Raw genomic sequence first — 11,942 nt, 5'->3', positions numbered from 1 at the left:
GGGAGCCGTTCACGTCGGCGGGCCAGCAGCCCCTTGCCGCGATGCCGGGGCTGCAGCCGCCCGCGTCAGCAACACAGCAGCCGTTCGTGTCGGCCGCAGAGCAGCCGCCCGCGTCAGCAGCACAGCAGCCGCTCACCCCTGCGGGCCGGGAGCCGTTCACGTCGGCGGGCCAGCAGCCCCTTGCCGCGATGCCGGGGCTGCAGCCGCCCGCGTCAGCAACACAGCAGCCGTTCGTGTCGGCCGTACAGCAGCCGCCCGCGTCAGCAGCACAGCAGCCGCTCACCCCTGCGGGCCAGCAGCCGCTTACGTCGGCGGGCCAGCAGCCCCTCGCCGCGATGCCGGGGCAGCAACCGCTCACCCCTGCCGCACAGCAACCGCTCACCCCTCCCGAGCAGCAACCGCCCGCGTCGGCGACCCCGCATTCCGCCGTTGTCGACGGGATGCGGTCGGCCATGGTCGCCGGGTCCCGGGCGGGCATGGTTGCCGGTTCCCGGCGCCCCCTGCCGACCTTCGCGGCGTTCGCCGAGCCCGGTATCGATCAGGTGTGCTTCCCCGTCGACGCCGTGTACACGTGGGTGGACGGGGACGACCCGGCGATGGCCGTGAAGCGCCGGGCCCATCAGGCGCTGTCCGACAACGTCATCGCCCCGCGCGAGACGGGCGCCTCCCGCTACACCAGCCATGACGAGCTGAAGTACGCGCTGCGGTCGCTGGAGATGTACGCCGGTTTCATCCGGAACGTCTACCTCGTGACCGACTCGCAGACACCGGCCTGGCTGAACCCGGACGCGGCGGGCCTGACCGTGGTCGACCACCGGGACATCCTCCCGGCCGACGCGCTGCCCGTCTTCAACTCGCACGCGATCGAGAGCCGGCTGCACCACATACCCGGCCTGTCGGAGCACTACCTCTACTTCAACGACGACGTCTTCATCAACCGCCCGGTGCGCGCCGAGAACTTCTTCCACGGCAACGGCATCGCCCGCATCCCGCTGTCCCCGCTGAAGCTCGGGGTCGGCGCCCCGCACCCGCTGGAGCCGGCGCCGAACTCCGCCGGGAAGAACGCCCGCGAGGTGATCCGGCGCTTCCACGGCAGATACGTCACGCACAAGTCGCTGCACACCCCGCACCCTCAACTGATGTCGGTCATGCGGGAGATGGAGAGCCTCGGCATCGAGGAGCTGGAGCGGACGTCGTACTCGCGCTTCCGGTCCACCACCGACGTCGCGCCGGCGTCCACGCTTCACCACCACTGGGCCATCGCGACGGGCCGGGGGATACCGGCCGACTACAGCTTCCGGTACGTCCAGTTGGGCACGCCGGACATGCGGCGGCGGCTGGCGCGGCTCGCGGCCGGCGAGGACGTGGACTTCTTCTGCCTGAACGACGTGGACACCGACCCGGCGGACCGCGCGGCGGCGCAGACGGCCATCCGTGCCTTCCTGGAGCGGAAGTATCCGTTCCCGAGCCGCTTCGAGCGGACGGCACGGGCCGCGTCGTATCCCTCCGCCCCCTCCGCGCCACCGGCCACCCCTCCGGCCGCACCGCGCGGAGCGCGCCGGCGGCGTCCGGTCGCGGCTCGATTGACGCGCCCCGCTAATTGAGTGGCGTGTCCGAGCCCCCCACTCGTAAGTTGTGCTCACCGCTTGAGCCGCTTACAGACCCGGGGGATTCTCGATGCCACCAGCCCGTGTGAGACGTGCCGTCCACGAATCCGTCTCCGGGCTCCCCCGGGAGTTCTGGTGGCTGTGGACGAGCACCCTCGTCAACCGGCTGGGCGCCTTCGTGGCCACGTTCATGGCCCTGTACCTCACGCTCGACCGCGGCTACTCCGCCTCGTACGCCGGTCTCGTCGCCTCCCTGCACGGGCTCGGCGGGGTCGTCTCCTCGCTGGGCGGCGGGGTGATGGCCGACCGGCTCGGCCGGCGGCCCACGCTGCTCATCGCGCAGACCGCCACCGCCGCCTCCGTCGCGCTGCTCGGCTTCATGACCGACCCGGTCGCCATCGCCGCCGTCGCCTTCCTCGTCGGCATGGCCTCCAACGCCTCACGGCCGGCCGTGCAGGCGATGATGGCCGACATCGTCCGCCCCGAGGACCGGGTGCGGGCCTTCTCCCTCAACTACTGGGCGATCAACCTGGGCTTCGCCGTCTCCTCCATGGCCGCCGGGTTCATCGCCGAGTTCAGCTATCTCGCCGGGTTCCTGATCGAGGCCGGGATGACCCTGGCCTGCGCGGTCGTCGTCTTCGCCAGGGTGCCGGAGTCACGGCCGAAGACCACGGCCAAGCAGGCGCAGGACAGCGTCAGCCTGGGCACGGTGCTGCGGGACGGGCGGTACATGGCCGTCGTAGGGCTGTCCTTCCTCGTCGCGCTGGTCTTCCAGCAGGGCTCGGTCGGACTGCCGGTGGCCATGGGGCGGGCCGGGTTCTCCCCGGCCGACTACGGCCTCGCCATCGCCGTCAACGGCATCCTGATCGTCGCCCTCCAGATCCCCGTCACCCGGTTCATCGAGCACCGCGACCCGCGCACCCTCCTGGTCGTCTCCTCGCTCCTCGCCGGATACGGCTTCGGGCTCACCGCGTTCGCCGGCTCGGTCGGCGTCTTCATGGTCACCGTGTGCGTGTGGACCCTGGCCGAGATCGTCAACGCCCCGACCCAGACCGGCCTCGTCGTCAGCCTCTCCCCGGTCCACGGCCGCGGGCGCTACCAGGGCATGTACACCCTCTCCTGGTCCGCCGCCGCCCTGATCGCGCCCCTGATGTCGGGCATGGTCATCGACCACCTCGGGGCGGGGTGGCTGTGGGGGACGTGCGCGGTGGTGGGTACGGCGGCCGGCCTCGGCTACGCCGTCCTGATGCGCCGCCTGCCCCCGGAACAGCCGGCCCCGGCCAGGGCGCGGGCGGACGCCGGGACCGAGGTCCGTACGGCCTAGGGCCTCTCCTCCGCCTTGCGATGCACGGCGCCAGACCCCGCTCCCTGATCCGGCCTGATCCAAACGAAAGACCCTAGCCGGCCGTTGCTCGTACAGCCCTCACAGGGCCGGAAGGAAGCCGCCGTGGGCCGCACCCGAGGAGAGCAGGGCGGGCCAGTCGAGGGTCTCGGGCAGCCGGTCCAGGGACATGACGACCGCTCCGCCCGCCCGCTCGGCGTCCGCGCACCAGTCGGCCATGTCGCCGGGCCCGCTCTCGGTGACCACCGGGGCGGCGAGGACGGGGACGACGAGGCCGTGATCACCGGGTCCGTCCACGACACACAGGGTGAGCCGGGGCGCGATGCTCCACCCCTCGCACACCGGCACCGCCCCGTCGGGCGCGGCCAGCACCGGCAGCGCGTCATGCACCGGCGCCCCGGCCAGCAACAGCACGGGCGTGGCCCCGCGGACGAACAGGGTCTTCTCAGGATTCAGCAGCACGGGACCCACTCTCGCAGGACCGGTACGCGGGCCTGGGACGGGGGCGGCCTCGGGGCACGTGGTACGGCGGCAGAAACGCGCAGTTACTTGGCCCTTCCTGGGAACTCGGCAAGCGGATGCCGGTGGATCATGCCGGTGCCAGACTGCCGTGGCGGGGGTGATGAACATGCCGCCCGAGAAGTCCGGGTCGTCCACGGGTGGCGCCGGGCCGCCCGACGCCGAGGTGCGGCTGCGGGTCAGCGAGACGCTGGCCGCCGCCGCGCGGGGTGCCGACGAGCCGCATGCGGTGCCCGGCGCGCTGTGCGCGGCGTGCGTACGGCTGCTGCCGGTCACCGGTTCCTCGGTGTCGATCTCCGGGGGCAAGGGCGTCCGCGTGACCTGGTGCGCCAGCGACCGGGTCGCCGCCCGGCTGGCGGAGTTGCAGTACACGGTGGGCGAGGGGCCCTGCCAGACCGCCCTCGACCAGGGCGCCCCCGTCCTCGCCGCCGACCTCACCCGGGGCCCCGACGTCCGCCGCTGGCCGATCTTCGCGCACGAGGCGGTGGGGCTCGGCGTCCGCGCGGTGTTCTCACTGCCGCTCGGCGTCAGCGGCGCCGCCATCGGCACCCTCGATCTGTACAGCGAACAGGCGGGCGGGCTCGCGGAGCCCGATCTGCGGGTCGCGCTGTGGGTGCGGGACGCGGTCACCCTGGCGCTGATGAACCTCCGGGCGGGCCGCCATGGCGGCGCCGCTGGGGACACCGACGAGGACGCCGAGGGCGAGGTGGCGTCCTGGGTGGCGGCCTCCGAGGCCGGCCACACCGAGGTCCACCAGGCGGTCGGCATGGTGATGGTGCAGCTGGACGTGGACCCCGAGCAGGCCCTGGACCGGCTGCGGGCCCGCGCGTACGCCGACGGCCGCACGGTCAGCCAGGTGGCCCGGGAGGTCCTCACCCGCCGGCTGACCTTCCGGCCGGAGGCGAACGGTGTCCGCTGAGGCGGTAGGCGTCCGCTGAGGCGGTAGGAGCGCCGCCCTCATACCTCCAGCGGCACCGGATGCACCTCGTCCGCCCGGTGGCCGGCGCGCTCGTGGATGCGCTGGACCGCCTCCGCCGAGGGCGCCTCGGAGAGGCAGTAGACGATGCCGGACTCCGGGTCCGCCCAGGAGCGCTCGAAGTGCACCGACTCGTCCCCCTCGATGGCGAGGTCGGCCCGGTGCGCCTCCATCAGCTTGTCGGCCGTGATGCCCTTCATGCCGTGATGTACGTCCATGAACTTCGCCATGCCCGACACCTCCTCTTCCCGCCGGTTGGCCTTCCCCACCCGCTCCTTCCATGCTGCGCCCGGGGGGAGCGAGGGGCATCCGGTACGGCGGGGGCCGGTGTGAACCGCGTTCACACCGGCCCGGACATGCCGTTCAGCCGCACTGGCAGGGGTTGCCCGACTGGCAGCCGCAGCCGCAGCCGGAGCCGCAGCCGCACGCGCCGAACAGCGGAAGGCTCCTGATCTCGGCGGGCTGCTCGGTCTCGCGTTCCTGCGTCGGGTCGGGCGTGGTGCTGGGGGATTCGGCCATGGGTCCCTCCTAGACCTTGGGCAGGGTGCCCTCGCCCATTTCATGCCCGTTCCGCCGGGCGCATCAACGGCGCACGGAGGCGTTCACGGACCCGGCCGCCCCACCCCGGCCGGTCCCACCCGGCCCGTGACGGCCCGCGCGACCCTGGCGACCCCGGCTCGCCCCGGAGGGGTCAAGCCCCCTCGGTGCCCGTCACCGGCTGGATGTCCGACTGCAACTCGTCCGCGTGCTCCCCGGTGACCAGGAACACCACGCGCTTGGCGACGGCCACGGCGTGGTCGGCGTACCGCTCGTAGTACCGGCCCAGCAGCGTGACGTCCACGGCCGTCTCGATGCCGTGCTTCCAGCGCTCGTCGATCAGGTGCTGGAAGAGCGTGCGGTGCAGCAGGTCCATCTCGTCGTCGTCCTGCTCCAGCTGGAGGGCGAGGTCGACGTCCTTGGTCACGAGCACTTCGGCCGCCTTGGCCATCAGGCGCTGCGCGAGCTGGCCCATCTCCAGGACGGTGGCGTGCAGGTCGTACGGGACGGCCCGCTCCGGGAAGCGCAGCCGCGCGAGCTTCGCCACGTGCTGGGCGAGGTCGCCGGAGCGCTCCAGGTCGGCGGACATGCGCAGCGACGTGACGACGATCCGCAGGTCCGTCGCCACCGGCTGCTGCCGGGCCAGCAGGGCTATCGCCCGGGCCTCCAGGTCGTGCTGGAGTTCGTCGACCTTCTTGTCGGCCTCGATCACGCTCTCGGCCAGCTTCAGGTCGGTGTCGAGGATGGCGGTCGTGGCGCGCCCGATCGCCGATCCGACCAGCCGGGCCATCTCCACCAGTCCGTCGCCGATCGAGTCAAGTTCCTCGTGGTACGCGTCCCGCATCAGGGTTCCCTCTCATCGGTGTGCTTGGTCCCCACGCTCCCACGTTCTGCCCCGCACCCGTCCGTTTCCGCCACCCCAAATGAACCAATACTGGCTGCAAGGTGAACTCTGGGCGACGAGTGTTCGAGGTCGCACCGCGACGGCTGTGGTCATGTCGTACCCCATGCCTAACCTGGAGGCATGGACGTGAACGCGGCGGTCGCCGCAGCGGCAGCGATCGCCGGGGTGCTCACCGGTGTCATCGCCATGCTGGCGTTCCGCTGGAGCGAACGCGACCAGAAGCGACCGACCAGGACTTCCTTGCACACTGATCCCGTACTCCCGCCCGGCGTGGACACCGTACTGTCCGTGCTCCGCTCCTCGGCCGTCGTCCTCGACGAGGCGGACGCCGTCGTCAAGGCCAGCTCCGCCGCCTACGCCCTCGGGCTGGTGCGCGGCGGCAAGCTCGCCGTCGAGCCCATGCTCCAGATGGCCCGGGACACCAGACGGGACGGGGAGATACGGCAGGTCGAGCTGGACCTGCCCCGGCGCGGCACCGGACGCGGCGAGGCCCTCGCCGTCTCCGCGCGCGTGGCCCCGCTCGGCTCCCGCCTGGTCCTGCTGCTGGTCGAGGACCTGACGGAGGCCCGCCGGATCGAGGCGGTGCGCCGCGACTTCGTGGCGAACGTCAGCCATGAGCTGAAGACGCCCGTCGGCGCGCTCTCCCTGCTCTCCGAGGCCGTGATGGACGCCTCCGACGACCCCGAGGCCGTGCAGCGCTTCGCCGGCCGGATGCAGATCGAGGCGACCCGCCTGACCAACCTGGTGCAGGAGCTGATCGACCTCTCCCGGGTGCAGAACGACGACCCGCTGGAGGACGCCGAGCCCGTCCGGGTGGAAGAACTCGTCGCCGAGGCCATCGACCGCTGCCGCCACCAGGCGGGCACGAAGCAGATCACGATGGCCGCCGGAGGCACCGCTGACCTGCACGTCTGGGGCAACCGGGGGCAGCTGGCCGCCGCCCTCGGCAACCTGGTCGAGAACGCGGTCAACTACTCCCCGGCCCGCACCCGCGTCGGCATAGCCGCCCGCCGGGTCAACGCGCCCGGTGGCGACATGATCGAGCTGGCCGTGACCGACCAGGGCATCGGGATCTCGGACAAGGACAAGGAGCGCATCTTCGAGCGCTTCTACCGCGTCGACCCGGCCCGTTCCCGGCAGACCGGCGGGACCGGCCTCGGGCTCGCCATCGTCAAGCACGTGGCCGCCTCGCACGGCGGGGAGGTCACGGTCTGGAGCGCCGAAGGCCAGGGCTCCACCTTCACTCTCAGGCTGCCGGAGGCGGGCACGGCCCGCGACCGCGCACAGCAGCACCCCGACCTCGACGACGAGGCCGGCCCCACCGACTCATCCCCGTACGAATCGCTTCCCGCTCCGGAGGTCCTTCCGTGACCCGTGTGCTCGTCGTCGAGGACGAGGAGTCCTTCTCCGACGCCCTGTCGTACATGCTCCGCAAGGAGGGCTTCGAGGTCGCCGTCGCGGCGACCGGCCCCGACGGCCTGGACGAGTTCGAGCGCAACGGCGCCGACCTGGTCCTCCTCGACCTGATGCTGCCGGGCCTGCCCGGCACCGAGGTCTGCCGCCAGCTGCGCGGCCGTTCCAACGTCCCCGTGATCATGGTGACCGCGAAGGACAGCGAGATCGACAAGGTGGTCGGCCTCGAAATAGGAGCCGACGACTACGTCACCAAGCCGTTCTCCTCCCGCGAGCTGGTCGCCCGCATCCGCGCGGTGCTGCGCCGGCGCGGCGAGCCGGAGGAGGTCACCCCGGCCGCGCTGGAGGCGGGCCCGGTCCGCATGGACGTCGACCGGCACGTGGTCACCGTCGGCGGCTCCAAGGTCGACCTCCCGCTGAAGGAGTTCGACCTCCTGGAGATGCTGCTGCGCAACGCGGGCCGCGTGCTCACCCGCATGCAGCTCATCGACCGCGTCTGGGGCGCCGACTACGTGGGCGACACCAAGACCCTCGACGTCCACGTCAAGCGCCTGCGCGCCAAGATCGAACCGGACCCGGGCGCGCCGCGGTACCTCGTGACGGTGCGGGGCCTGGGCTACAAGTTCGAGCCGTAAGCCGTAAACGCCTGTACGTATGCCGAAGGGCGGCACCCCGCACGGGGTGCCGCCCTTCGGCATACGGCCGGTCAGTGGCCGGCGGCCGACGCCGACGCCGAGTCGTGCGGGGTGGCGGCCGCACCGGACGCGGTGGCCGACGGGTTCGTCTTGTGGCCGCCCTCCGGCTTGCCGCTGCCGGAAGCGGTGGCGCCGCCGGACGGGGTGACGCTGCCGGACGGGCCGGCCGGGGCACCGCCGGCGGCGGCCGGGGCGGACGGCATCTGGCTCGGGCCCCACTTGTCGAAGTAGCTGGTGGCCGGGACGACGAAGGCGCGCAGGCTCACCTTGCCGGTCTTGCTGAAGGTGAAGGTGATCTTCTGGGCGTTGCCGTCCTGGACGGCCTCACGGCCGCTGGGCAGCGTCGCGGACGCGTTGTCCTTGCCGCCGAGGATCAGTGAGCCGCCCGCCGGGACGGTCAGGCTCTGGCCCTTGGCGGGCTTCAGCTCGGCGGACGTGCCGCTGCCGTCCAGGGTGACCGACTGGAGGGTCTGGTCGGTGCGGCCCGAGTTGAACAGGGTCGCGGAGATCACCGCGGGGCCCGTCGCCCGGAGGTCGGGCTGGGTGATGACCAGGGCGTTCTGGATCTTGATGTTGCCCACGCTGGTCGCCGCGTTGTCCGGCTTGATCTCCAGGGTCTGGGCGTTGTTTCCGGCGCCGCAGGCGGCGAGCGAGGCGATCGAGAAAACGATGGCGGAGGCGGCGAGGGCGCCGCGTCGAAGGCTGCTGCTCACGGCGGCGGCAACTCCTTGAACGCGCGGGCGGCTCCCCTTATAAAGCCACCCTAAGTGTCTGTCAGCGGCCTTAGGTTACCGAGCCGTTCCCACGCCATCGCACCCGACCCTCCCCCTGACCCCGGGCTTCCCTCCGGCTGGGGGTACCTCGCGGGGCACAAGTGACTCCACGCTCACATTGCGGCGCCGCCGGTCTGTCATTCACATAACGCGACGGCGCCCCCCTCTCGGCCCCTCACAACGGCACTCGCAAAATTTCCGTGAAGGAATGCGCGACCGCCCCCGATATTGATCACGGAGGACCCCTCCGGCAGCCGTTGATCAATTCCGGATTCGTCTCACATCCGGCCATGGCCACCGAACGGAGTAGCGGAAGTCGCACGCTTGAGACCGGACAAATCGGGATGTTCCTCCACTTGGGGCGGCCTCCCGGAGCGTGTGACGTACGTGTTTCACGCCGCCCGGAGAGCCCCTCCGACCTGCGAATACCCGCTTCCGAGGAGTGCCCGCAGCACGTTCCGGTTGCTGTTGTCAAGCCCTGAGATATGCCCTGACCTGCGAAAACGCCATTCAGAAGACGCCGTATCCGTGTTACCCTGGATAGCCACGGAAGGGGTACCTGTCACATGACGTTCAAGGTTGGCGACACCGTGGTCTATCCCCATCACGGGGCCGCGCTGATCGAGGCCATCGAAACTCGCCAGATCAAAGGCGTGGACAAGACCTACTTGGTGCTGAAGGTCGCCCAGGGTGACCTGACGGTACGTGTGCCAGCGGACAATGCGGAGTTCGTCGGCGTGCGTGATGTGGTCGGTCAGGACGGGCTGGACCGGGTCTTCGAGGTGCTGCGCGCGCCGTACGCCGAGGAGCCCACGAACTGGTCCCGTCGCTACAAGGCAAACCTGGAGAAGCTCGCCTCCGGCGATGTCATCAAGGTCGCGGAAGTCGTGCGTGACCTGTGGCGTCGCGAGCGCGAGCGCGGACTGTCCGCCGGTGAGAAGCGCATGCTCGCCAAGGCCCGCCAGATCCTGGTGAGCGAGCTGGCTCTCGCGGAGAACACGAACGAGGACAAGGCCGAGGCCCTGCTCGACGAGGTGCTCGCCTCCTGACGCGCGACGGCAGCGAACCCTCGCTTCCGGCACGCTCAGCACACTGAAATGCCGCGGTGCCCGATGACACTGACCCTGTCGCCGGGCGCTGCGGCATGTTGCGTCCCCGCAGCGGGTATTCCTCGGGAAGCCTGCGGATCAACCCCCCGACACGCGATCCCCCGATAATCGATCCCCGGTCGATCCGCGATCCCCCGGTACGCGATGTGCCGGTACTCGAGGTGCCGGCCCGGGCGGATGCTCGACCAGGGTCACGGAAAGGGTCCGGTCAAGGCGTCGCGCCCGGCACTCCTCCAGGCCATACCCACCTAGGTCGAGCACACAAACCTGACAGGAACCGATGTCTGACGAATCGCGCCCCACGCCCGCGCAGGCCCCCGTCGCCGCCGTGATTCCCGCCGCCGGCCGGGGCGTGCGGCTCGGTCCGGGCGCCCCCAAGGCGCTCCGCGCGCTGAGCGGCACGCCCATGCTCATCCACGCGGTCCGCGCCCTCGCCGCGTCCCGCCATGTCTCCCTGGTGGTCGTCGTGGCCCCGCCGGACGGCGCCGCCGAGGTCAAGTCCCTGCTCGACGCGCACGCCCTGCCGGAGAGGACGGACTTCCTGGTCGTTCCCGGCGGCCGGTCCCGGCAGGAGTCGGTCCGGATCGGCCTGGACGCCCTGCCGCCGCACTACGGGATCGTCCTCGTCCATGACGCGGCCCGTCCGCTCGTCCCGGTCGACACGGTCGACGCGGTCGTAGAGGCCGTACGCGACGGCGCCCCCGCCGTGGTGCCCGCGCTGCCGCTGGCCGACACGGTCAAGGAGGTCGCGCCGGCGGCCGTGGCCGGTGACCCGGAGCCGGTCGTCGCCACCCCAGAGCGGGCCCGGCTGCGCGCCGTCCAGACCCCGCAGGGTTTCGACCGGGCGACCCTGGTCCGCGCGCACGAGAGCATCACCGAGAACGTCACCGACGACGCGAGCATGGTGGAACAGCTGGGGCTGCCGGTCGTGGTCGTCCCCGGCCACGAGGAGGCCTTCAAGGTCACCCGCCCCCTCGACCTCGTCCTCGCCGAGGCGGTCCTGGCCCGCAGGAGGCTGAACGATGGCTTCTGAGGCCGGCTTCGCGCTTCCCCGGGTCGGCGTCGGCACGGACATCCACGCCTTCGAGGAGGGCCGCGAGCTGTGGTGCGCGGGCCTGAAGTGGGAGGGCGAGGGGCCCGGTCTGGCCGGCCACTCCGACGCCGACGTCGTCGCCCATGCCGCCTGCAACGCCCTCTTCTCGGCCGCCGGGCTCGGTGACCTGGGCCAGCACTTCGGCACCGGCCGCCCCGAGTGGTCCGGCGCGTCCGGGGTCACCCTGCTCACCGAGGCCGCCCGGATCGTGCGCGCGGCGGGCTTCACCGTCGGCAACATCGCCGTCCAGGTGATCGGCCCCCACCCGAAGATCGGCAAGCGGCGCGACGAGGCCCAGAAGATCCTCTCCGAGGCGGCCGGCGCGCCGGTGTCGGTCTCCGGCGCCACGACCGACGGGCTCGGCTTCCCGGGCCGGGAGGAAGGGCTGATGGCGGTGGCCACGGCACTCGTGGTGCGCGTGAGCTGACGGCGTGGCAGGGTACCCACACGACCACCAGTGATCCCTGGACTCCGGAGGGTGCCCATGTCCGCCGTACTGTCCGACCGCCTGAAGTCCGTGCTTGACGGCAAGGTGTTCGTCGTCGTCGGCACCGTCCAGCCCGATGGCAGCCCGCAGATGTCCCCGGTCTGGGTGAAGCGCGACGGCGAGGACCTCCTGTTCTCCACGACCGTCGACCGCCGCAAGTACCGCAACCTGGAGCGCGAGCCCCGGGTGACGGTCGTCGTGGTGAACCCCGATGAGCCATACGAGTACGCCGAGATCCGCGGCACCGCCGCGACCACGACGGACGGCGGCCAGGAACTCATCAACGATCTCAGCCGCAAGTACACCGGCAAGGACTACGCGGACTTCAACCCGGCGTCGGCGCAGGACGCGGAACGGGTGGTCGTCCGGATCCGGCCGCGGAAGGTGGTCGGGCGCTTGTGACGGCGTTCGGGGGTGCCGGGCGCTTGTGACGGCGTTCGAGGCTGTCCGGTGAGGACTGCGCGGCCCGTGGGCGGAGCCCGCTGTC

General features: G+C 71.6%; 14 protein-coding genes. 9 read left to right on the top strand and 5 right to left on the bottom strand.

Translation table 11 applies throughout. From position 1 onward, the window contains the following. Together ACZ4WH_RS15140 and ACZ4WH_RS15135 are read left to right on the top strand one after the other, a co-directional pair. The coding region (locus ACZ4WH_RS15140) for a stealth family protein (protein WP_468180385.1) at window positions 1-1,604 on the top strand (1,604 nt) is incomplete at its 5' end. Between the two features lie 73 nt (window positions 1,605-1,677). Continuing rightward, window positions 1,678-2,931, top strand: a complete 1,254-nt coding sequence (locus ACZ4WH_RS15135; RefSeq protein ID WP_468180383.1) for an MDR family MFS transporter — start codon at window positions 1,678-1,680, stop codon at window positions 2,929-2,931. Between the two features lie 99 nt (window positions 2,932-3,030). Here the strand turns inward: ACZ4WH_RS15135 and ACZ4WH_RS15130 are convergent, their stop codons facing one another. Beyond that, complete coding sequence (locus ACZ4WH_RS15130; protein WP_468180381.1) at window positions 3,031-3,411, bottom strand: hypothetical protein; 381 nt, start codon at window positions 3,409-3,411, stop codon at window positions 3,031-3,033. A gap of 166 nt (window positions 3,412-3,577) precedes the next feature. Between ACZ4WH_RS15130 and ACZ4WH_RS15125 the strand changes: the two genes are divergently transcribed. After that, window positions 3,578-4,387 (top strand): GAF and ANTAR domain-containing protein, encoded by an 810-nt coding sequence (locus ACZ4WH_RS15125; protein ID WP_468180379.1) that lies wholly within the window; start codon window positions 3,578-3,580, stop codon window positions 4,385-4,387. 38 nt (window positions 4,388-4,425) lie between these two features. Here the strand turns inward: ACZ4WH_RS15125 and ACZ4WH_RS15120 are convergent, their stop codons facing one another. The 3 genes from ACZ4WH_RS15120 to phoU form a co-directional block, all read right to left on the bottom strand. Next, window positions 4,426-4,674: an SCO4226 family nickel-binding protein gene (locus ACZ4WH_RS15120; RefSeq protein WP_468180482.1), complete on the bottom strand. Its 249-nt coding sequence runs from the start codon at window positions 4,672-4,674 to the stop codon at window positions 4,426-4,428. Between the two features lie 133 nt (window positions 4,675-4,807). Beyond that, the gene (locus ACZ4WH_RS15115) at window positions 4,808-4,963 is read right to left on the bottom strand and encodes a hypothetical protein (RefSeq protein WP_208032937.1); all 156 of its coding nucleotides are present in this window, start codon (window positions 4,961-4,963) and stop codon (window positions 4,808-4,810) included. A 172-nt stretch (window positions 4,964-5,135) separates the two neighbouring features. Beyond that, the gene (gene phoU, locus ACZ4WH_RS15110) at window positions 5,136-5,825 is read right to left on the bottom strand and encodes a phosphate signaling complex protein PhoU (protein WP_468180376.1); all 690 of its coding nucleotides are present in this window, start codon (window positions 5,823-5,825) and stop codon (window positions 5,136-5,138) included. A gap of 180 nt (window positions 5,826-6,005) precedes the next feature. Here phoU and phoR point away from each other — a divergent pair, with 180 nt between their 5' ends. Next, window positions 6,006-7,256: a two-component system sensor histidine kinase PhoR gene (phoR, locus tag ACZ4WH_RS15105; RefSeq protein ID WP_468180374.1), complete on the top strand. Its 1,251-nt coding sequence runs from the start codon at window positions 6,006-6,008 to the stop codon at window positions 7,254-7,256. Next, window positions 7,253-7,933, top strand: a complete 681-nt coding sequence (gene phoP / locus ACZ4WH_RS15100) for a two-component system response regulator PhoP (RefSeq protein ID WP_014673455.1) — start codon at window positions 7,253-7,255, stop codon at window positions 7,931-7,933. The genes phoR and phoP overlap by 4 nt, the downstream gene beginning before the upstream one ends. A gap of 71 nt (window positions 7,934-8,004) precedes the next feature. Here phoP and ACZ4WH_RS15095 read toward each other — a convergent pair whose 3' ends face one another. After that, window positions 8,005-8,706, bottom strand: coding sequence for a copper chaperone PCu(A)C domain-containing protein (locus tag ACZ4WH_RS15095; RefSeq protein WP_468180372.1), 702 nt, complete (start codon window positions 8,704-8,706; stop codon window positions 8,005-8,007). 626 nt (window positions 8,707-9,332) lie between these two features. Here ACZ4WH_RS15095 and ACZ4WH_RS15090 point away from each other — a divergent pair. The 4 genes from ACZ4WH_RS15090 to ACZ4WH_RS15075 all read left to right on the top strand — a co-directional run bounded on the left by ACZ4WH_RS15090 (window position 9,333) and on the right by ACZ4WH_RS15075 (window position 11,857). Further along, complete coding sequence (locus ACZ4WH_RS15090; protein ID WP_003953493.1) at window positions 9,333-9,815, top strand: CarD family transcriptional regulator; 483 nt, start codon at window positions 9,333-9,335, stop codon at window positions 9,813-9,815. 340 nt (window positions 9,816-10,155) lie between these two features. Further along, the gene (gene ispD, locus ACZ4WH_RS15085) at window positions 10,156-10,908 is read left to right on the top strand and encodes a 2-C-methyl-D-erythritol 4-phosphate cytidylyltransferase (RefSeq protein WP_468180370.1); all 753 of its coding nucleotides are present in this window, start codon (window positions 10,156-10,158) and stop codon (window positions 10,906-10,908) included. After that, complete coding sequence (gene ispF / locus ACZ4WH_RS15080; protein WP_468180368.1) at window positions 10,898-11,395, top strand: 2-C-methyl-D-erythritol 2,4-cyclodiphosphate synthase; 498 nt, start codon at window positions 10,898-10,900, stop codon at window positions 11,393-11,395. Before ispD ends, ispF begins: the two co-directional genes overlap by 11 nt. A 57-nt stretch (window positions 11,396-11,452) precedes the next feature. Further along, window positions 11,453-11,857, top strand: a complete 405-nt coding sequence (locus ACZ4WH_RS15075) for a PPOX class F420-dependent oxidoreductase (protein WP_468180366.1) — start codon at window positions 11,453-11,455, stop codon at window positions 11,855-11,857. Window positions 11,858-11,942 lie beyond the last annotated feature (85 nt).

It is taken from the genome of Streptomyces sp. NPDC029138, assembly GCF_055564375.1.
This window is presented reverse-complemented; position numbering and strand designations above follow the sequence as displayed.

Excerpts from the sequence above, each read along its gene's own strand:
- ACZ4WH_RS15125 (WP_468180379.1), top strand. The coding sequence starts at position 3,578 with ATGCCGCCCGAGAAGTCCGGGTCGTCCACGGGTGGCGCCGGGCCGCCC.
- ACZ4WH_RS15075 (WP_468180366.1), top strand. The coding sequence starts at position 11,453 with ATGTCCGCCGTACTGTCCGACCGCCTGAAGTCCGTGCTTGACGGCAAG.
- ACZ4WH_RS15115 (WP_208032937.1), bottom strand. The coding sequence starts at position 4,963 with ATGGCCGAATCCCCCAGCACCACGCCCGACCCGACGCAGGAACGCGAG.
- ispD (WP_468180370.1), top strand. The coding sequence starts at position 10,156 with ATGTCTGACGAATCGCGCCCCACGCCCGCGCAGGCCCCCGTCGCCGCC.
- ACZ4WH_RS15090 (WP_003953493.1), top strand. The coding sequence starts at position 9,333 with ATGACGTTCAAGGTTGGCGACACCGTGGTCTATCCCCATCACGGGGCC.
- phoR (WP_468180374.1), top strand. The coding sequence starts at position 6,006 with ATGGACGTGAACGCGGCGGTCGCCGCAGCGGCAGCGATCGCCGGGGTG.
- ACZ4WH_RS15135 (WP_468180383.1), top strand. The coding sequence starts at position 1,678 with ATGCCACCAGCCCGTGTGAGACGTGCCGTCCACGAATCCGTCTCCGGG.
- ispF (WP_468180368.1), top strand. The coding sequence starts at position 10,898 with ATGGCTTCTGAGGCCGGCTTCGCGCTTCCCCGGGTCGGCGTCGGCACG.
- ACZ4WH_RS15120 (WP_468180482.1), bottom strand. The coding sequence starts at position 4,674 with ATGGCGAAGTTCATGGACGTACATCACGGCATGAAGGGCATCACGGCC.
- phoU (WP_468180376.1), bottom strand. The coding sequence starts at position 5,825 with ATGCGGGACGCGTACCACGAGGAACTTGACTCGATCGGCGACGGACTG.